This is a genomic window from Phyllobacterium sp. K27 (assembly GCF_054796155.1).
Genome location: NZ_CM139240.1, coordinates 1,944,100 through 1,963,158, shown reverse-complemented (window position 1 = coordinate 1,963,158; position 19,059 = coordinate 1,944,100). Strand labels below are relative to the sequence as shown.

At 51.6% G+C, this 19,059-nt stretch carries 19 protein-coding genes; 14 read left to right on the top strand and 5 right to left on the bottom strand.

Annotation, left to right across the window (positions count from 1 at the left end):
• Nucleotides 1–268: 268 nt before the first annotated feature.
• The 3 genes from ACYJL1_RS09515 to ACYJL1_RS09505 all read left to right on the top strand — a co-directional run bounded on the left by ACYJL1_RS09515 (nt 269) and on the right by ACYJL1_RS09505 (nt 2,794).
• Nucleotides 269–544 (top strand): AraC family transcriptional regulator, encoded by a 276-nt coding sequence (locus tag ACYJL1_RS09515; RefSeq protein ID WP_460895187.1) that lies wholly within the window; start codon nt 269–271, stop codon nt 542–544.
• Between the two features lie 163 nt (nt 545–707).
• The gene (locus tag ACYJL1_RS09510; protein ID WP_460895186.1) at nt 708–1,280 is read left to right on the top strand and encodes a hypothetical protein; all 573 of its coding nucleotides are present in this window, start codon (nt 708–710) and stop codon (nt 1,278–1,280) included.
• 557 nt (nt 1,281–1,837) lie between these two features.
• Entirely contained in the window at nt 1,838–2,794 is a 957-nt protein-coding gene (locus tag ACYJL1_RS09505) for a hypothetical protein (RefSeq protein ID WP_460895185.1), read from the top strand.
• Between the two features lie 299 nt (nt 2,795–3,093).
• On the opposite strand, the gene ACYJL1_RS09500 is transcribed toward ACYJL1_RS09505, so the two are convergent.
• On the bottom strand, nt 3,094–3,333 hold the full coding sequence (locus ACYJL1_RS09500; RefSeq protein WP_460895184.1) for a hypothetical protein: 240 nt from the start codon (nt 3,331–3,333) through the stop codon (nt 3,094–3,096).
• An 88-nt stretch (nt 3,334–3,421) separates the two neighbouring features.
• Here ACYJL1_RS09500 and ACYJL1_RS09495 point away from each other — a divergent pair, with 88 nt between their 5' ends.
• The 4 genes from ACYJL1_RS09495 to ACYJL1_RS09480 all read left to right on the top strand — a co-directional run bounded on the left by ACYJL1_RS09495 (nt 3,422) and on the right by ACYJL1_RS09480 (nt 7,585).
• Nucleotides 3,422–3,943 carry a PIN domain-containing protein gene (locus ACYJL1_RS09495; RefSeq protein WP_460895183.1) on the top strand — a complete coding sequence of 174 codons (522 nt, stop codon included), beginning with the start codon at nt 3,422–3,424 and terminating at the stop codon, nt 3,941–3,943.
• A gap of 535 nt (nt 3,944–4,478) precedes the next feature.
• A complete protein-coding gene (locus tag ACYJL1_RS09490) occupies nt 4,479–5,090 on the top strand; it encodes a hypothetical protein (protein WP_460895182.1) in 612 nt (203 codons plus the stop codon).
• A 650-nt stretch (nt 5,091–5,740) separates the two neighbouring features.
• A complete protein-coding gene (locus ACYJL1_RS09485; protein WP_460895181.1) occupies nt 5,741–7,060 on the top strand; it encodes an AAA family ATPase in 1,320 nt (439 codons plus the stop codon).
• 186 nt (nt 7,061–7,246) lie between these two features.
• Nucleotides 7,247–7,585, top strand: coding sequence for a DUF6634 family protein (locus tag ACYJL1_RS09480; RefSeq protein WP_460895180.1), 339 nt, complete (start codon nt 7,247–7,249; stop codon nt 7,583–7,585).
• Nucleotides 7,586–7,713: 128 nt separating this feature from the next.
• Here ACYJL1_RS09480 and ACYJL1_RS09475 read toward each other — a convergent pair whose 3' ends face one another.
• Both ACYJL1_RS09475 and ACYJL1_RS09470 read right to left on the bottom strand, forming a co-directional pair.
• Entirely contained in the window at nt 7,714–8,412 is a 699-nt protein-coding gene (locus ACYJL1_RS09475) for an RES family NAD+ phosphorylase (RefSeq protein WP_460895179.1), read from the bottom strand.
• Complete coding sequence (locus ACYJL1_RS09470) at nt 8,406–8,819, bottom strand: MbcA/ParS/Xre antitoxin family protein (RefSeq protein ID WP_460895178.1); 414 nt, start codon at nt 8,817–8,819, stop codon at nt 8,406–8,408. The genes ACYJL1_RS09475 and ACYJL1_RS09470 overlap by 7 nt, the downstream gene beginning before the upstream one ends.
• Before the next feature lie 745 nt (nt 8,820–9,564).
• Here ACYJL1_RS09470 and ACYJL1_RS09465 point away from each other — a divergent pair.
• From ACYJL1_RS09465 to ACYJL1_RS09435, 7 genes are all read left to right on the top strand, one after another.
• Nucleotides 9,565–9,735, top strand: a complete 171-nt coding sequence (locus ACYJL1_RS09465; protein WP_460895177.1) for a hypothetical protein — start codon at nt 9,565–9,567, stop codon at nt 9,733–9,735.
• A gap of 125 nt (nt 9,736–9,860) precedes the next feature.
• Nucleotides 9,861–10,424: a hypothetical protein gene (locus tag ACYJL1_RS09460; protein WP_460895176.1), complete on the top strand. Its 564-nt coding sequence runs from the start codon at nt 9,861–9,863 to the stop codon at nt 10,422–10,424.
• A 16-nt stretch (nt 10,425–10,440) separates the two neighbouring features.
• Nucleotides 10,441–12,717, top strand: a complete 2,277-nt coding sequence (locus tag ACYJL1_RS09455) for a Mu transposase C-terminal domain-containing protein (protein ID WP_460895175.1) — start codon at nt 10,441–10,443, stop codon at nt 12,715–12,717.
• Between the two features lie 79 nt (nt 12,718–12,796).
• A complete protein-coding gene (locus tag ACYJL1_RS09450; protein ID WP_460895174.1) occupies nt 12,797–13,807 on the top strand; it encodes an ATP-binding protein in 1,011 nt (336 codons plus the stop codon).
• Nucleotides 13,804–15,633, top strand: coding sequence for a TniQ family protein (locus ACYJL1_RS09445; protein ID WP_460895173.1), 1,830 nt, complete (start codon nt 13,804–13,806; stop codon nt 15,631–15,633). Before ACYJL1_RS09450 ends, ACYJL1_RS09445 begins: the two co-directional genes overlap by 4 nt.
• A 310-nt stretch (nt 15,634–15,943) precedes the next feature.
• The gene (locus ACYJL1_RS09440) at nt 15,944–16,327 is read left to right on the top strand and encodes a YciI family protein (RefSeq protein ID WP_460895172.1); all 384 of its coding nucleotides are present in this window, start codon (nt 15,944–15,946) and stop codon (nt 16,325–16,327) included.
• Between the two features lie 37 nt (nt 16,328–16,364).
• Nucleotides 16,365–17,282, top strand: coding sequence for a dihydrodipicolinate synthase family protein (locus ACYJL1_RS09435; RefSeq protein ID WP_460895171.1), 918 nt, complete (start codon nt 16,365–16,367; stop codon nt 17,280–17,282).
• Here ACYJL1_RS09435 and modC read toward each other — a convergent pair.
• Together modC and modB are read right to left on the bottom strand one after the other, a co-directional pair.
• A complete protein-coding gene (gene modC, locus ACYJL1_RS09430; protein WP_460895170.1) occupies nt 17,251–18,327 on the bottom strand; it encodes a molybdenum ABC transporter ATP-binding protein in 1,077 nt (358 codons plus the stop codon). The genes ACYJL1_RS09435 and modC overlap by 32 nt on opposite strands.
• Entirely contained in the window at nt 18,324–19,025 is a 702-nt protein-coding gene (modB, locus tag ACYJL1_RS09425; RefSeq protein ID WP_460895169.1) for a molybdate ABC transporter permease subunit, read from the bottom strand. Before modB ends, modC begins: the two co-directional genes overlap by 4 nt.
• Nucleotides 19,026–19,059 lie beyond the last annotated feature (34 nt).

Below are 19,059 nucleotides of genomic sequence, written 5' to 3'. Positions count from 1 at the left end.
AGGCACGATGGCGTCGGATGGCCGAGTTGCAGAAGTAATTAAAGTTTTATCCAATTGACACCGGATTCCACGGGCGTAACGTTATATCTTGCGGAGAATGTGATGCCGAGCCCGTCGGAACCCTTGATTGACCTTGCCGAACCGATAATTTGCCCGGAGTGTGAGACCATTTACATGCGAATTATGGAAGAGTTGCATGAAAAGTCTCCTGTCCATTGCAGAGAATGCGGCGCGTTCATGTGCACATGGAACCAATTGGTAAAGCGTAATGGGAACGAGGCAGATCGAACGGTCCGAGTATCGAGAATTGCGTTATGGTCTTAGGTCAGCGCCAGCAATTCAAACGCGGCTGGCCGGACATCGTGTGAAGCGTATACGTGAGTATATTCATCAGAATTTGGCGGAATATCTAACGATACTTTCTATGGCTAAGGTTGTTCAATCTTCGCCCAGCCATTTCATTCGCGCTTTTACACTCACCTTCGGGATGCCGCCGCATCAGTATTTGACCAAAGTTCGTCTGGAGAAGCGGAAGCTTTATTGACGCACACCAACCTTCCCAATTTTGAAATTGCACATCGGACAGGTTTTTCAAGTAGAGTCATCTTACGAATACAATGAAACGACTCACACCCGGCCAGACGCGGGCCACATCCTCTAGTCTCACTGAGTAAGCGATTGAAAGCGAAAACGCCGAGCGTAAGTGTATGAAAGCAGGACTGAAAAACCTTTTGCGGGTCGCTGTCAGGTCAGCGGTGCTATTGAGCGCGTTCCTCTTCATCTGGTTGGCTGTCGGCGTTAGCAAGGGCGAAGCTGCTAAAGATGATTATGTCGCGATGACGCCATCGCAGCTTAAAAATAATATCACCTCCAGCCATCCTTCCGCATATTACATTCTTGCCTCCAAGCTCTTTGCTGCCGGAGATCGCGATGAAGCCATCGTTTGGTTCTACGCTGGGCAGCTGCGCTACCGCTTTCATCTTGCGGCCCATCCGGACCTGCCCGCGGATGGCGATCCAGCGTTTTTCGCCTCACTGTCCGAGGTGGTGGGCCGGCCAATCAATGAGTATGCGGCCGGGAACGTCGAGGATTGGAGCGAAGCGATGCAGCAAGCACTTGACTGGGACGAGCACCATGAAAACGGCTTTTCATCCAAGACCGTCTACGCCGCGCAATGGCAGCAACAACGTGCTGGTCTTATCAAGCTGCGCAATCGTGTTGTTGGCCAGTCAGACGAAATCCGCAGCCAACGTCTGAAGAATGGACTTCAAAACCGATGAGCTTGCGCCTTTTGATCAATGGGGGCGCGTGGGATGCGGTCAAGAGCTCTTATCGTCGTCCGAGCCAAAAGCAACCCCGTGATCATCATCGGTTAGTGGGCCAAGTTCGTCCAATACATCATCACGCGAAGCCAAAGCATGTTTTTTAAAAATACGTAACCTCAAACACTCAATCACCATCGACAATTGTCTGAGGACCTTCTTTGTCAATTGCGAAGTCCGCCCAGGTGCCAGCAACGTTACGTGGCTAAGCCGACCATCATCAGGCCGACTGCCTCGAGCGTTTGGACCATGGGGCAGCTCGCAGACATACGCCTTCGCATCGTTGATTCCGATGAATGCGACGAGGCGTCTCCCCCCTTGAAGGGCATTACGGCATACGTGCCAGAGGGAAACCTTTGGAAGTTCCCGTGAAGCAGAACTGCCACTGGGCCAACCATGCTTTTTGCTCAGAGACGTCCTTTCGGCTAGTATCTTTTGCGGAGCGCACAAAAGCCGTTGAATCCTAACCGAATCGGTTATGACCGTCAGCCAACGCAGACAAATAGGACAGTCGGTTGGATCACAAAACCAATATACTAGATGGTATCGACCCGCAGAATTGGCAGCGCCAATGGGATACGTTTTTCAAACTTCTGGCCCCCCATTCAGGGGTGCTCCGACGTATTACAGAGCGAGCATTCGATCTTGAATCGGATACACTCATGGAAATGAAGCCGGTGGCAACCGACATGAGTTCCAGACGAATCGCACAAGCGCTACACATGAAGAGACCATTTAAGGATCTGAGATCTGACGGAATATTCGAAACCAGCGCATCTTCTACCATCATCGGGTACGAATATCAGTCAACAGAAAACACCGGAATGCTCCTTCGAACATATATGTACGAAGAAGCGTTCCGCGAAAACAATCTGCTCACGACCGATAAGCGTCTTGAGTTCGTCGTTCTTTATTCCGGGAATGATATGCCTCCCAGCCGTGCACGTACGGTTCATGGAAAAATCGTAGAAAGAAATGTTCGTCATCTGTTTATAGATTTGAATCAGATTAGAGCCGCAGAGTTGGAAAACGACGACCTAGCCAGTCTCATCCTACGACTATCTCGAAAGGATGCCACCGATTTCTGCCTGTTTATTCATGCGGCAGAACGGATATCGAATGAAGTGTCAGTTGCAGAGGAACGTGACAAGCTTCTGATGGCGCTCGTCGTCGCCAGCTTCAACAAGCCCGACTTAGGTCAACGAGCAATCAGGGAGTTAGTTATGGATGAAGATACTAGAAAAAACCTTGAACGAATGATTCCGGTTTTCAACGATATGCGCAAGGCCGACATGGCTCGCCGTGGAGTGATTAGAGGCTTGAAGTTGAGCAAAGCTCCAACATCAGTAGTCGAACACGTTGAAAAATTGTCGGATGATGAAATTGTGGATCTAGAGCAATACATTGATGAATATATTGCAGATGAAAATTGGGATGCAATCGTTCCTAGCGGATTCCGTCTAGGTGGTTGACGTATTTTTCAAAAGCGTTTCACCATGACTTTGGCCAACCACCTTACGGCGATGCCCATTGTTCCGCTGTAATCTCCGTATTTGGCAGCTAGACCGGAATGAAGGCCGCCGTGGCAACCCGTCACAACATCCCAATAGTTACCGCCCATTATTGGGATGTTGTGACGGAGATTTTGGCCATGTCGGGCGGAGCGCCCAGATCGGAGGCGAAGATTCTTCATGAAACTGCCCACAAGAGATTGGTGTGAGGCTACAACTAAAACGAGCTAATGAACAAGATCGCGTAAGCAGGGATGCGCTCAAGTGCTCTTATCGTCGTCCGAGCCAAAAGCAACTCTGTGATCGTCATCGCTTAGTGGGCCAAGTTCGTCCAATACGTCATCCCGCGAAGCCAAAGCATGTTTGACAATGCGCACTTCATACGCTCGATTACCATCGACAATTGTCTGAGGCCCCTCCTTCTCAACAACATCCAAAAGAGCTGCGAAGTTTGAAGCCGCCTCCTCTTTCGTCCATTGATCGCCAGGGTTTCTTGTCATTTCACCCAACTTTGTCTAAATTGCCGCGCTCTTGGGGGATAGCGGCGTACGGCGTGACTAAGCCACCGCAAAACGTTCTTTGGTGGCAATGTACATTCTCGATACGGATGTGCTGAGTGAGTTGTCCCGGCAAAGCGCCCATGGGGCTCTCAAGGCTTGGGTCAGCCTCCAACCCGCTCAATCCCTGATGATTTCTTTCAGCACGTATTTTGAAATCTATCGGGGCGTAGAGCGGCTGAGAAGAATGGATCCCGACAAAAGCGACAGTCTGGAACGGTGGTTTGTTCGGCTGATGCAAGACGAACGATTTGTGACGATAGACATGGTTTCCGACGCTGCGAAGCTTTACGCGCGCATGACTTTGACTCCCGAACTGAGATTTCTCTGGGTAGCCTCTCCTGGAACCAAGGAACCCAAGTGTGGCCAGGATCTTGCGATTGCGAGTTTGGCTATCATTCACAACGTTCCCATCGTTACGCGGAACGCGAAAGATTTCCTTACAATACATCGCTTCTTTCCCCTCCCGGGTATCTACGATCCAGCGTGCGAAGTATGGCATCTGAACGTCGAAACCAGTCTAAAGGATAATTTACCCCAAGTTGCCCCGTAAGTAACCGAGGATTTTGATTATTCCTAACGCGCTAGCAAATGATCTGTGAATCCTTCAAGGATACCGAACCTGCAAGTGGCTAGCGCTATCTCTTTACAGCATAAAATCAGCTACTTACGGCAACATGTTACACGCACATCTCGCCGGAGGTAAGCGAACGGCCTCGGCATTGACGATTTATCCCCTGTGCTGAAATTTTCTCTAAGACGTACGCCAATTTACTCTGTGTCAACAATTGTCGACTGTCGACAACAAGGTGCAGTACTACCCCAAAATGCGTCTAGGCACTCAAGACCGCCAAAACCTTGAGCGCATCTTAAGGCAAAACCGCCGTTCGTCCGACGTTTCACTTTCGATACATGGGACAGCGACGAGGGTATTGCTCTAAGCAAAAGTTTTGTATTGACAGCAACCACAATGTTCACTATTTGTTCTTGCACTATGAACAAGCTCGCACTCCACCTCATACGCTGATCGCGAACAGAAGCCGTTATTTCCGGCTGCCGATCCGTTGCGTATTTGAGTGGAGCGTCCGATGAGCATTGAATCTGACATCACCGATAGTCTTGACAAAACTCGTGCCGAAGCTGCCATGCGTAGTTACACGCCTAAAGGTACCGTGAGGTGCGCTGGCACACCTCTCTTCAGAACAGAACTGGCACGCGATTATGGATGCTTGCTGGACCTAGATGCGGAAGTCATCCGGTGGTCGTGCCTCCAATCCGAGTTCACTGACGGCAGGTTCGTGCACATCCCAGACTTCTTCGTCGAGCGTCGGAGTGGATGGGTTTTCGTCGACGTTCTAGATGAAAACCTGCCCCTTCCCCAAGCTTCGATCAAAATCCTGCTTGGTAACACTCCTCATGAGTTCGTGACAGCCCAAGAGATCAACGCGGGGTTTCGACTTCAGAATGCAAAGGATCTCCTGCGCTACGCCCAGTGGCGCACGCCACTCGGTGATCGATTACGCCTGCTTGCAGCGCTCGATGAACATGGATCGCTGTCAGTGGCAGAATGCCTGACGGTTTTTAGAGAAACGCTCCCGATAGCTGGACTAGCCTCGTTGATTCTTCATCGATTTATCGAAATCGAGCTGGATATCGAGCTGATCAATCCCGACACCACCGTGCGCCGAAACCGCGATTGACGCTCCCGAAAGAACATCCCGCCGTAGCATCTCTATCCGTCAGGTGGACCATGAAAAACCGACTTCGCATGAATATCCCGAACAACATCCCGCGATTTCTCGCCTACTGCGCGATCGCAAAGGCTTGCCGCACGCAATACGAGTTAAGCCGAGGTCTGCCAGTCGTCATCGGACTTGTGGTTCCCTTTGCAGATGATCTGGAAATCTATGCTGCCGCCGTGGAGCACATCGGCCGCCAAAAGGCGGAACTCGGTTCCGATGACTTCGGTCGCAGCGATACCGAAGTTCTGTCGATGACACCGGCTTTACGAAAGACAGCCGAAGGTCGCACAATCCAGAGAATTCTAACGAGAGTGCCCCGTGTTGTTGTCGTTGCAACTTCTCATGAAGCGTTTCCGGACGATTTCAAGATCATCGCAGACGCGATCATGCAGGTCGCGCCTCCAGATCACCGACACGTTCAGGCGGCAGTTCTTCTGGGTCTCGGAGAGCGAATTTCAAACGAAGATGCCATCAAGATCGGGTCGAGGCCATTATCGATGGCGTCCTTGGCGATGCGAAAGGGTCGGCGTATCAAGAAGTCGATTACGTTGCTCGAAGACCTGGCTGCCAGACAAGAAGACAAATCAGATTCCGTTGGAGGTCCAACGTTGAAAGAATTGCATGGACTGGGCGAAGCCGCCATCTGGGGAGAAGAGCTAGCACTTGATCTTGAAGATTGGAGTGCGGGGAAGATTCAATGGACAGACGTCGACAGGGGCGTACTTCTAAGCGGGCCGCCTGGCACCGGCAAAACCACCTTTGCAGGAGCGCTGGCGCGGACCCGCAAAGTGCATATTGTAATCGCATCTTTGGCGCGTTGGCAATCCATGGGGCACCTCGGAGATCTGCTGAAGGCGATGCGCGCGACCTTCGAAGAAGCAAGAAAACGTTCTCCTTCTATTTTATTTATTGACGAGATTGACGCAGTTGGAGATCGTGACAAAGTCACTGGAGACAACAAGCAATACCATGTTGAAGTGGTATCCGCGTTGCTGGAACAACTCGACGGCGCTGAAAAACGCGAAGGAGTTGTTGTCGTCGGTGCCTGCAACAATCCCAATCGTATGGATCCGGCCCTCACCCGGGCCGGCCGCTTGGACCGGCATATTCAAATTCCCCTCCCCGATGCGACGGCACGCTTGGGTATTTTGCGCTGGCATCTGCGAAACGACCTTCAGCATTCCGAACTGCCCGAAATCGTTGATGCAACAGACGGTTGGTCAGGTGCCACAATTGAGAAACTGGTGCGGGATGCGCGTAGGCTTGCACGTCGTCGTCGGCGAACCCTTGAAATCATGGACCTTTCCGACGCGTTGCCAAAACGTTTTCAATTTCCACCCCGACTTATGCGGCGCAATGCATATCACGAGGTCGGACATGCATTAGTTGGCCTCGTATTGGGAGTTGGAAAACTTGTCGAAGTGCGGTTGTCTAATTCCGTCGATCTGAGCGGACCTAAGCACCAAAATGGCGGCATCACCCATTTTAATGAAATCTCGAACCTCGAACGACTACCCTCGGAAATCCTTGACCGGATCGCTGTCAGCGTCGCTGGCGCTGCGGCCGAGCAGGTCTTCTTCGGCATTTATGGAGCCGGCTGGGGCGGCGACGCAGGGTCAGATTTGTATCGAGCCACACTTCTCGCCACGGCAATAGAAGCTTCTTATGGACTAGGCGAAAATTTGATCTATATCGCCGAGGACTCCGAAGCCGCACTCCTGGCCGCCGCAAGATCGAACATCGTCCTCCAGGAAAAAGTTCGTTGCATTGTAGCCGAGCAGTTTGCCCGTGCAAAAGACGTCCTCATCAGCAAGCGTGGCCAAGTTGAACTTATGGCGGAGGCGTTGCTCAGGCAGGGACGGCTGTCCGGAGAGGATGTTGAACAACTCCTGAAACATATTCCCCGCGAGAGTGAGGCACAGCAATGACCGAGTATCTCTCAGCCACCAGTTTCCAGCCCCAAAGGATCACGTCTTATTCTTTCGTTTCTTTAGATGCGCTCCCGCCGCGACGCGCTCGAATAGGTCTCGGCGGGTAAGCGGAGACCGCCACCGCATCAACATCAAACTTCAAAACCTAGATCGTGGAAGCTTTACTTCCGCGTGGAGGCATTTATGCGTGTAATCAACAATGCAGTCGAAGCATCGAAGAATCTCGACAAAGAAATCGAACTCTTGGAAAATCTGGTGCGCGACCTGAAACAAATCCGCCGGGGTATCTTTCCGGGAAAGAAAACCCTCGCTGCGGCACCACTAATCGACAATTGGAAGGTCGTTTCTCGGCCAACCACCTGTCTCACTGGTGAGTTTTCCGGACACCCCATTTTAAAAGATACCCCAGTTGGCATTACCAGCGACGTTTGGGTGATTTCTCCACAGATGGGCTTCGTCAGGACATTATCGCGATATTATAAACTTGGTCGAAAAGCGAATACGAACGACAGGTCGCAATAAACCTTTGGGATGCAAGGTAGTTTCATCGAACCAGATTGTTTTAGCGCCGTCTGCGTTCGATGAGACCATCCGGTTGTCTTTCGCTCGACAACCCAGCCCGCGGCTCTCGCAGCTAATGTCGATGACCGCTAAGTTACCGCCAAGACTTCTCCAGTATCGTACCGACGCACAAAATCTATCCGCGTGCCGTTCCAGTGATAGCAGTAGTGCCGCCCTTGGACGGGTATAGTTATGGCGTCCGGCCAGAAGATGCCGATACAACGTTGACCAGGCATGCGGACGCTGTTCCATAAGAGGCCGTCGCTTCCGGCTGCCCTAAGTTCGCGTCCCTCAATTTGGGAAGCGGTGTAATCGTCCGGATGGAGAACGTCAGGCACGGCGTTCACGTCATCTAGTACTCGGTCTACGCTGCCCACCAAGACACGGAAGTCCGATGTCCACCCCGGAGGCTGAGGCGTTGAATTCATGAACTTCTGATGGTGATGGATTGTTTCGGCGACAGCGACTTCTTCACTGTCGCCTGCATAGTAAATACCGTAGCTTCCGTCCGTGAAGCGGCTTGGCCGCCCTGTTGAGCAATGGACAAATGGGGCCATTACATAACTAGCGCCAACGCCCGAAACACGACGTTTCGCTGGTACTTTGCCAAGATCGCCCACCTCAAATCGAAGGCGCGGATTCGTTTTCGCCTCAACAGCGACAAGGGCTTCCCAGTCGCGGGGATCGGCTATGTCATCGAACAAATCGATAGGCGGATAGATTGATCTAATGATGCGGTACGTTCTGGTCCACTGGACCCGGGTTCGGGCAGCAAGGCCACTTACCATGCACTGCGCTCCGCATCGAGCCATTCACGCATAACCGAAAGATCAGCAAGCTCGCCTTGAAGCATTACATCCAGCGCTGACTTGCCGCCAAAGGCGGTATTAGGTGCTTGAATCCACTCATATCCTCGTGTTGGGTCCTTAAACAGGTGTCGGACACCTTTGTGAATGCCCATCAAATGAGCCATCCGCATTTTCAGGTCTCGATCCATACGCCCTACATTACCCTCTTTCCATCGAGCCCAAGTGCGGGCCGACAAACCGCCGAGCAAGGTGCAAGCTTGTGCGTCTGTGAGTTTCCAAGCATTGAAGAGATTCACCGTTGTGCGGGCGAGCGCGCCCGCTTCCACGTCAGTGATTTCAGTGGATAACCTGTTGAATGGTGTCGAGGCAATGGATTGAAGCTGCATAGCATCCTCACTTTCTGGCATAAAAATAGCATAATATTGCCAAATGGCAAGGCGGTCTCGCTTTGTGTACCTGGGCACGGCGGGTATCAGAGTATGGAGTCATGTGTCACCTGCTCCATAATGCCGGGCCTAAGCGTCCTCTCGAGCACTTCTTGCCTCAAACTCGAGTTTCATAACGGATTTTTCGAAGATTGCGACAGTGCGTATCGACCCTTGCGTCTGGACTATTTTATCTTGCAATCGGCAGAAGTAGAAGCTTTCGACTCCATTTCAGTCGCTAAGGGCTCACGACTATATCAATACCCATGTCGCCGTACCACTGGCATGTAGACTTTCTGAAAACAACATGGCCAACGCGCGGACACTCAGGTAAAGCGAAATACTTAAATTATTTTCCTCTAAAGATCCTCTACTTATAGCTCACAAATCATGAACAAAAGAGGAAGACTGGCCTAGATATAGATTCTAAAGCCGAGCGAGTACCCATCGCTTTGATGTAACTGCATTTTTTTGTAGATGAGATCTTGCGCGGGAACTAATCCCGTGGCATACACCGCCTCCCCGAGCAAATCGGGCAGAAAAAAGGCAAGTTTAGTCATGAACAAGTTCATATCGATATTTGAGCGGAACGCCCGCCAAACCGCTTTCTAAAGCATCGGTATGTATTACCGATGCTGTGGCATCGGTTTGTCTGTCGTTCCCTCCTGAAATACATGAGTTATTTTTTTTGGAAAAGGGAACCATCATGCGTGCACGTCATACACTCCAGTTTCTCCGCGAGATCGAACGCGGCGTCGAACGCGGCGTCGAACGGCGATCAATTCCGTATCGCACTACATTTCTTGTTCCGTCCTCAAAACTTTTAGGTTTTGACGCACGTACCAATGAAAGAGGCTGCTCGATACGGGTGATCTGACTCCGCCTGACAAGGCCACCTCCACTTCACAAGCACACGTCCCAACAAAACGATCTGATGCCTCGCGCCGCCCTGCCCTGCGGACGAAAGCATCGACACGCGGCTCATTCGTCAATGATCTCACAATGCAGGAGGTCGTCGTTGAAAGCCAGATCGAACGAGGGCTTGGGAGGATCTTGGTTGCGCAGCATGACGTCGCCCGCATCGAAGATCAGCCACAGGCTGTTGAATATGTCGACGACGACGGCGAGCTTCACGAGCACACTTTCGATTTCCGCGCCTGGTATCTAAGCGGAAAAGTCGTCGCATTCGCCGTGAAGGCGTCGGGGCAAGTCGCAAGGAGCGGCATCCGCAATACGCTGAAGTGGATTGGCAAGCAGGGTTTAAAAGGCTTCGCCCACGAGATCGTTCTTTTGACTGAGAAACAGATCACCGATGGCCGCGCATGGAACGCGAGCCAAGTGATCCGCTCTCGGCAAATGAGGAACGATGACCATTGCGAGGAGCTTCGCGGATTTGCCGCGCAGTTCAGGGGAGCAGTCAGCATGGCGGACCTGATTTCCGACTTTGAAGTTCCTGCATACGGCCGCAACGCCATGTTTTGCCTGATCTACGAAGGGTACCTAACACCCATCAACCGAGACGAACGCATTCAAGACACGAGCCTCCTAGCCGTGACCCGCAACTGAAGGAAAGGAAAAAACAATGCCAGAAGTCAATACTTATCTCGGAACACGTCAAATCATTCCGTCCTATCGCTTCGAGGCTTTCGACAAAGTCGTCATTGATGGCGTCGAACACGGCGTCGCGAGTTCCGATGGCCGGATTCACGTTTTCGTCCGGAAAGAAGGGCCGGCAATCCCGCAAACTTTTAGCAATGACCAAGTGCATGAGTTGCTCAATGCCGAGCCGTCATTGATGGAAGTCCACAGCGGTGCGTACGCGCCTGCGGAATCCAAGCTCCGACACAGCGGCGCTGCATTAATGAGCGAACTCTCGGAAACCCAGCAAATGAAAGTGCTCGTGAAGCAGGAATTCTGTCGCAGATGGCTTGCTCTCGAGGCCAACGACAATTCGCTTCGTCGATCCGACAAGTGCATGGAGCCTCGCATCATGGCTATCTGCAGCGAAATTCTTGCCGACCGGAAGCTGGGTTTTGAAAAGAAGGCGCGCTGGAAGGCCACTTCAGTTTCGATCGACGTTCCGCCTGCCCGCACACTTCGTCGGTGGTTGAAAATTTATGAACTTGCCAACTCCAACGCGGTCGCGCTCAGAGACCATTTCGGCCGCTCGCGTAAGCAGGAAGAGTTTACTCCAGAGGAATACGGCATTCAGCAGTCTTTTGCCGTTCAATATGCGAGCACAAAAAGACCGACGATGGTGTTTCTCTACAAAATGATGCGCGCGCATATCAATGACCAGAACATCGAGCGCACGGCGACGGGCCAGCCGGTTCTCCGATGGCCGTCGTTGAAAACTTTCCAGAATCGCATCAACTCGCTCCCGGCGTTTTTCGTCTATGCTGGCAGGTATGGCGACAAGGCTGCCCGCGCAAAATATGCCATGGTCACCACCGGAGTAAATGCCACTTATCCTCTTGAGCGTGTCGAGGCCGACGAGTGGAATATGCATTTGCAGACACTGCTGGCTCAAGCAAATGTCTGGTGTACTCTCTCCTCGGAAGAAAAAGCGGCCGTCGAGCGCAGTCGGCTTTGGTTCTCTGGGTTAATCGACGTGGCCACAAAGTGCGTTCTCGGTTTCCGCATTACCCGGAAAGAGCCGTCTACGGAGTCGTCCATCACAGCGCTGGAGATGGCCGTATGTGATAAGAGCCGATATGCCATCGCAGCCGGGTGCGAGACGCCATGGGACATGAAGGGCAAGGTCGAAACGGTTGCCACGGATTCAGGCCCTGCCTACGCATCGCTTCCCTACCAGGTCACCGTGAACGATCTCACTGGCAGCGGCCTCCTGCCGCCCTCGGGGGAAGCGCACCTTCGCGGAACCGTCGAACGATTCTTTCAGACGATGGACACGATTGGTCTAAGCTTTTTCACTGGTCGTACGTTCGGCTCGGTTCTGGCCAAGGGGGACTATGATTCCGAAGGCAACGCCAGTCTTTGCATGGATACGCTCAACAAGATCTTCATCAGGTTGATCGTCGATGTCTACCACAACACACCCCACAATTCCCTCGGTGGTGAAACTCCACGAAATGCGTGGCTGCGCCTGTCGTTTGAGCATGGAATTATCCCACCACCAACCGGCGACCTGCGTCGCCACATTTTCGGGACGAATGTCGAGCGCAAGATTACGTCAGAAGGCATTCCATTTCTCGGGATCTATTTCAATTCACCAAAGCTCCAGGAACTACGCCGCACATTTCACAGCCGCAACGTTCTCGTAAGGATTGACCGTTTTGACCTTTCCGGAGTTTCGGTCTGGTCAAGCGAGGGGTGGTATCACGTCCCGGCGCGTCTAAGCGGATTGGAAGGAGTGAGTGTCTGGAAGTGGGTCGCCGCTGCCGAACAGCTCCGGGCCATCAACCGAGCCAATACGAAAGTTTCCGAACAGGTTGTATTCAGGACTTTCAAATGGCTCGAGCAGCAGGCATCACTCGCGCAGGCTGAAGCCGAACTCGCTACACCCGTTCTCAACGACGAGCACTTTCGCAAAATCGAGCAACGACTGACACGCCATATCACCGTGGTTGAGGGCGATAAAGGCGACGACGTCGATTTCGATACTCTCGGCGAATGGGCACCCTCGAACGAATTTTCGGAATTTTTCGGAGTCGATCTCGCCGTTTTCAAACCGAAACCCGCAAAGCCGAACGCCAAGAAGAAGGCGGCAGTGAAAGCAAAGCGTGCTGTCGCTTCAAAGGTCGACACCCACCATCCGGCTGTAGATGAAGACGGATACGTGGAAGATGAAGACGTCGATCAATTCGGCAGCATCATCCGCATTCGGACAGATTTCTAACAAAAGGAAGGAGCAAATCATGTACGGTAATTCCCAAAACGACCCAATTTTCGAGGCTACACGCAGAGTGAGAGCGACCATGTCCTCTGCTTCCGTAGCACGCGCCGAAAAGATGGCGGAAATCAACGCTCGTTATATCGAGACGATGCGCGACACCATCTTAAACGCACGCCTTGACCTCCTGTGCGAAAGCCTCGTCGCCACCCACAACTCGGAGATGGACAAGAAGCGCATCTTGATCATCCTTGGTGAATCTGGTGCGGGCAAATCCCGATTGCTGGACCATAACTTCGCGCTGAGAGAAGCCTTTCAGTCATACGTCGATTCTTATGGAACAGTTACCCGCCCCGTACTTCGCTACAATGCACCCCAACCATGCACACCCAAAATGGTTGCTCTCGAAGGATTAAACGAGCTTGGGTATCCCGTTACCGGCACTGTGACTGAAGCAAAGGCATGGCAGCTCTTTCGGCATCAATTGATGGTCCGCAAAGTTCTCTTCGTGCATATCGACGAAGCGCAACACTCTGTGATGAACAAAGATAAGGACGTCGTTCAAAAGGTATCGGATGGTTTCAAAAACCTGGTTCAGATGGAATGGCCCGTTCGATTGATTTTGTCCGGCGTATCACCTTTGGAAGATCTGATTTTACGCGACAAACAGATCAAGGAGCGTTCTCTGGTCGTCCGGCTCGACAAAATCGATACTGAACGTCACCGAGGCCTTATCCAATCAATCCTGGAGACCGTCATCAAGGATCATGCATCGCTTGAACTCGACGATTTCGTCACAGACGAATTCCTTGATCGCCTCGTCCATTCTTGTGGGGGCAGTTTCGGGTCGATCATTCAGATGATCAGGGCCGCGGTACGGGAGTGTCTTGTCGATCCAGAGCACGATGGCGTGGTTCGCGGGAAACATTTTAAGACGGCTTATCAGGCAATTTCTGGATGTTCACCAACTGAAAATCTGTTCACCCGAAAGGATTGGGCAGATCTCGACGCGGGACTTGCAGTCATGCCTATCCAAACAGCTAACGAACAATCCGTCGGTGGAGCTATGGGCCTGCGCTATGGAGAGCGCCCATGAGCAGGTTAGGAATCACATTGCCATTGCTAGAAGATCAATCGCTTGCAAGCTTTTGCTCACAACTCGCTTCAGCTAATGGCGCATCGAACGCTAGGGAATTTTGCCTACATATGGGACTGCGATTCCAAGAGGTCGTTGATGGGACAGCAGAATCCATCAAGCAGTTGGAAACTCTCAGTGGTGTCGATGTGCTTGCGCTCGGTAAAGCCGCCTCAATTAAGCACGATGGCCTGTACCTGATCAACGGTGAAAAATTGAGAAAACAGTTCCTGTGCCGCACTCGCTTCAGATACTGCCCTGCGTGCCTGATCAGTGACAGCGAACGCACAGACCGCCTACCTGAAGCCCGAATGTACGGTCGGCGGAATTGGTCGGTCTCTTTTATCCGCACGTGCCCGATCCATCATGTCGAGCTAGTCACGGAGGTCAATCCCGCGAATCAAAGGGTCGTCCAAGATTTCTCGGTATGGATCAGGAATAACAAATTAGACTTCAGAGCCATCCTTGCCGGGTCACAGAAGAGGAGAACATCAAATTTCGAGAGGTATATTACAGCCCGATTGAACAATGAGGGGACGTCGGTGGCTTTTTTGGATCAGCTCCCATTATACGCCGCAGGCAGATCATGTGAAATGTTGGGGGCGATCGTACATCTTGGCATCGGGATGGCTACCAATAGCGTTACGGAATCACAGTGGTGGACATGCGCCGAAACAGGTTACCAAGTGATGTCGGATGGTGAAGACGCAATCAGAGATTGTCTTAGCTCTTTTCACGACCGCTTTTTCGCGCGGGCCTGTGATATGGGCGGTACCGCGCTTTACGGTCGCTTTTATGAATGGCTGGCACATGAAAATGACGATGTCGCCTACGATCCGGTCCGCGACTTGGTCCGCTCGCACGCTGTAGCAACGTTACCCTTCGGTCCGGGCGATGAAATCTTCGGTCCAATTACGACCCCTCGTCGATGGCATTCGGTCAGAACCGCTTCTCTTAAATACGACGTCCATCCACAACGGCTTCGAAAGCTCCTTATTGGAGCCGGTTTAACCGAACCGTCTGCAATTGAACTGCCTTACAGTCGAATTCTCATGGATGCCTCAAAAGTTGAAACCTTTATGGCGGCAAGTCAGCAAACCCTCGGTTCTTTGGACGCACGGGCATATGTGAATGCTCCACGAGTTCAGTGGAGAATTCTAGTCCAAGAGGGGTTCGTTCGACCATTTCTCGAAGCCACAACTGGAGGATCGATGGATTTGAAGTTCAGCGTCAGCGAACTCGATCGATTTTTACGCGCGATCTCACGATTAAGCTCTGGCGAGCCGGTTGCGGGTAAGACCTGCTCGATTCCCGATGCTCGTAGGCGCGCCAAGTGTAAGACCAGCGAACTCATCAACTTGATTATCAGGGGCGAACTCCTGGATGTTGCTCTTGATCCGGAAGAGCGCGGCTTCATGGCGGTACATGTGAACATTTCCGAACTTGTCAAAAAAACCCAACTTGAGGACCATGGCGGATTGTCATTCAGGGAAGTCATGAAAGAATTGCGCACCTCCACAAGAGTCGTTAGTGGACTACTAAACTTTGGCGCGATTCCAACGCAGCTTGCCCAAAATCGAACAAAACGTTGTTTGCAGACGTTCGTTAATCCTGTTGATCTAGAGGCTTTCAAAGCAACTTTCGTTTCTCTCAGCAATCTTGCGATTGAGCGGGATGAACACCCCCGTCGAATAAAAAAACGATTGAGACAAGCGGGCATCTTTCCGGCGTTCGATCCAGAGAAGATTCAAGCTTCGTTCTACGAGCGGACGCAAATCACCATTTAAAGCCTCAAGTTGATCTACGTTTTGGCCCCGGAATTCCGGGGCTTTTTTTGTTTTGAAGCCAGATAATTTAGTATTCTGGGACAAACCAACATGTCTTCTGGGTCACTCATATTGCCGACGACTCCAAATTATTAAATGTTTTCAACAGAAACGGGTCATAGTCTGCTACTTTTGACAGCTACTTCAAAAAAATGGGCTTTCATCAGGAAGCCCATTTTTCGTCTCCAAGCTTCCCACTCTAAGCGGGTTACAGTGCAACCTAATTTGACTAGAATAATCGGGCATCATGTTCCAGGGAGAGGCACATTCCATGTTCTACGCAATTCTGGCCTATCACGAAGAAGAAATCGTCTCGTCGTGGACGAGCGAGGAGGACGACGCACTGATGACCGAGTTACTAGAGGTCAATCAGCGTCTTATCCGTGAAAAAACGCTCGGACCTGCCGCGCGACTTGGCCCTACTGGCCGCGCTGTAACCTTGCGCGGCAAGGATGCTGGCATGATTATTGATGGGCCATTTGCCGAGACGAAAGAGCAATTGCTTGGCTTGTATGTTGTCGATTGCCCATCACTGGATGCCGCTGTGGTCACCGCGCGCGACCTGCGCCGCGCTAATCCGACTGCCGTTTATGAAGTCCGCGAAATATTGCTCTATCGCCCTGGCACATCTTTCAGCGCCAGTGACGAAAGCTAAATACCCCTCACCTTGACCTATAGCATCAGGATAGACCATGAAATCACCGATCTTTTGCGGTTTGTCAGCCTTCCCCATTACTCCCTGTGATCAAAAGGGCCATGTGGACGAAGGTGGGCTTTCAAGAATAATCGATCGTCTTGCAAATGCCCGCGTGGATTCAATCGGTCTGTTGGGTAGCACCGGCACATATATGTATCTTAGCCGGACAGAAAGACGACGTGCAGTTGAGATTGCCAAACAAGCCGCCGGCTCTGATGTACCGATCATCGTCGGGGTTGGTGCCATGCGCACCGATGAAGCGGAACATCTTGCAAAAGATGCTGAGGAGTCAGGTGCCTCAGGACTGCTTCTTGCGCCCGTCTCGTATACTCCCCTAAATGACGAAGAGGTCTTTCAGCATTACGCTTCGATAGCTGGTGCGACTCGCCTTCCTCTATGCATCTACAACAATCCAACGACAACCCATTTTCGCTTTGAAGTTTCGCTGATTGAGAGACTGTCAAGAATTGAGAATGTTGTCGCCCTGAAAAACCCTGCTGCTCCCGCTGCGGATATGCCCGCGATAATCAAACCGCTCCGCAACGCATTACCTTCCGAATTTGCAGTCGGATTCAGTGGTGATTGGAATGCAGCCGATGCTTTACTGGCTGGTGGTGACGCCTGGTACAGCGTTGCCGGTGGTTTGCTACCTGTTCCATGCCTGGCATTGACGCGAGCCGCTCAAGCGGGAAATCATAACGAAGTCAAACGCATAAATGACCTTTTACAACCTCTGTGGGATTTGTTTAAGAAGCTGACAAGCATTCGCGTGATGTATGCCGCCGCCGATATATTGGGATTGACGCATTCCAATCCGCCGCGCCCAATACTACCGATCGAAAAATCTGAGTATAAGCGCATCACCCGCGCCTTGGAAAAGCTTATCGCGGTTCGAGAGCCACCGTTTTTATAATGGCATAAGCGGTCATTCCCTCCGTGAGCGAAAGGCGATCACACGAAAACGATGTAATTCGGGAAAGCAGCGCTGTTCCTTTACAATCAATATGCACGTCGACTGTGCCTTCGATATTGGAAATGATTGCGACGATCTTTCCCTTCAAAATATTGAGAGCGCTCACACCCTGCGGATAAACTGTAGCAAGCATGACATCCCTAGCCAGAACATACATGCGCACGGTCTGCCCAACTGTAACCTCGGGTCCGGAAACATAAAATCGGGAGGAATTGAACTCGATAGTGGTTAGCCTATGCTTTCCATCGTACTGAATGACCTTTCCCTCAATGAAGGTTCCCGCTTCTTTCCGGTCTTGCATCGAAGAAATTGAAGGATGATTCAGCACATCAGCTACAGCACCAGCCATCGTAACCTTGCCATTGTCCATAACGATGACCTTATCGGCCAGCCGCACCACTTCTGCCACCGAATGACTGACATAAATGATCGGGATATTCATTTGGTCACGAAGCGCCTCAAGATAGGGCAATATCTCCGCTTTCCGCATCTCGTCCAACGCTGCAAGCGGCTCATCCATCAAAAGCAATCGTGGTGACGAAAGCAAGGCACGGCCAATGGCAACACGCTGTTTTTCACCACCAGACAGATTTGTTGGCCGCCGGTCGAGTAACAAGTTTAATCCCAGTAAATTAACGATGGAATCAAAATTGTTCTCACACTTGGGTTTTGAAACAAACCATCGACCGTAGTTAAGATTCTGACGGACAGACAAATGAGGAAATAACCGGTTATCTTGAAAAACAACGCCAAAACGGCGTTTATGCTTTGGAACAGATATTTTTTGCTCTGTATCAACTACAACGTCGCCATCGAAGACGATACGCCCCTGATCAGGATGGCCCAACCCCGTTAACATGCGAATGACAGAGGTCTTACCCGAGCCCGACGCGCCAAACAGTGCAGTGACGCCGCCGTCGGATGTGAATGCCGCATCCAATTGGAATGCGCCTAACTTGCGTTGTGCCTTGAATACCAGCTTCATGCTGCCGCCGCTTTGCGACCGAGAAGATAGCTCATGAACTCTGAAGCCATCAGAGCGGCCATGGAAATGATTACAGAGATTATGGTTAGTCTGAAGGCACCCGCATCCCCACCCGGCACTTGCGTAAAGGTATAAATGGCGGCTGATAAAGTTTGCGTTTCACCCGGAATATTGGAAACAAAGGTGATCGTTGCTCCAAACTCCCCCATTGCTTTTGCAAAGGAAAGGATCATCCCGGCAATAATGCCTGGTAAGATGAGAGGCAAAGTCACCGTAACAAAGACCCAGACCGGACTTGCGCCCAAGGTGGAGGCAGCATCCTCCAATCCCCTGTCTACTGCTTCAACTGAAAGGCGAATGCTGCGTACCATCAACGGGAACCCCATCACGGCACAAGCCAAGGCAGCACCAGTCCATCGAAATGACAAAACAATCCCAAGATTCTCGGCAAGGAATGCGCCTATTGGTCCCCGCCTTCCAAAAAGAACGAGCAGGATGAAGCCGGTAACAACGGGGGGTAAGATCAATGGGAGATGTACCAGGCCATTTAAAAGTGACTTCCCCCAAAACCGCCCTCTGGCCAACAAAAGGCTCACTGCAATGCCAAAGGGCAGACTGACAATCATCGCTACAGTTGCAATACGCAAACTGAGATGAACGGCTGCCCACTCTTCCGTGCTTAACGAGAACCAATCCAAATCGAAAGCTCGCTCTATTCGTTTGCTGCAGGTC

Excerpts from the sequence above, each read along its gene's own strand:
- ACYJL1_RS09470 (WP_460895178.1), bottom strand. The coding sequence starts at position 8,819 with ATGCAGCTTCAATCCATTGCCTCGACACCATTCAACAGGTTATCCACT.
- modC (WP_460895170.1), bottom strand. The coding sequence starts at position 18,327 with ATGAAGCTGGTATTCAAGGCACAACGCAAGTTAGGCGCATTCCAATTG.
- ACYJL1_RS09445 (WP_460895173.1), top strand. The coding sequence starts at position 13,804 with ATGAGCAGGTTAGGAATCACATTGCCATTGCTAGAAGATCAATCGCTT.
- ACYJL1_RS09455 (WP_460895175.1), top strand. The coding sequence starts at position 10,441 with ATGCCAGAAGTCAATACTTATCTCGGAACACGTCAAATCATTCCGTCC.
- ACYJL1_RS09490 (WP_460895182.1), top strand. The coding sequence starts at position 4,479 with ATGAGCATTGAATCTGACATCACCGATAGTCTTGACAAAACTCGTGCC.
- ACYJL1_RS09480 (WP_460895180.1), top strand. The coding sequence starts at position 7,247 with ATGCGTGTAATCAACAATGCAGTCGAAGCATCGAAGAATCTCGACAAA.
- ACYJL1_RS09510 (WP_460895186.1), top strand. The coding sequence starts at position 708 with ATGAAAGCAGGACTGAAAAACCTTTTGCGGGTCGCTGTCAGGTCAGCG.
- ACYJL1_RS09495 (WP_460895183.1), top strand. The coding sequence starts at position 3,422 with ATGTACATTCTCGATACGGATGTGCTGAGTGAGTTGTCCCGGCAAAGC.
- ACYJL1_RS09515 (WP_460895187.1), top strand. The coding sequence starts at position 269 with ATGGGAACGAGGCAGATCGAACGGTCCGAGTATCGAGAATTGCGTTAT.
- ACYJL1_RS09435 (WP_460895171.1), top strand. The coding sequence starts at position 16,365 with ATGAAATCACCGATCTTTTGCGGTTTGTCAGCCTTCCCCATTACTCCC.
- ACYJL1_RS09450 (WP_460895174.1), top strand. The coding sequence starts at position 12,797 with ATGTCCTCTGCTTCCGTAGCACGCGCCGAAAAGATGGCGGAAATCAAC.
- ACYJL1_RS09465 (WP_460895177.1), top strand. The coding sequence starts at position 9,565 with ATGCGTGCACGTCATACACTCCAGTTTCTCCGCGAGATCGAACGCGGC.
- ACYJL1_RS09475 (WP_460895179.1), bottom strand. The coding sequence starts at position 8,412 with ATGGTAAGTGGCCTTGCTGCCCGAACCCGGGTCCAGTGGACCAGAACG.
- ACYJL1_RS09500 (WP_460895184.1), bottom strand. The coding sequence starts at position 3,333 with ATGACAAGAAACCCTGGCGATCAATGGACGAAAGAGGAGGCGGCTTCA.
- ACYJL1_RS09460 (WP_460895176.1), top strand. The coding sequence starts at position 9,861 with ATGCAGGAGGTCGTCGTTGAAAGCCAGATCGAACGAGGGCTTGGGAGG.
- ACYJL1_RS09440 (WP_460895172.1), top strand. The coding sequence starts at position 15,944 with ATGTTCTACGCAATTCTGGCCTATCACGAAGAAGAAATCGTCTCGTCG.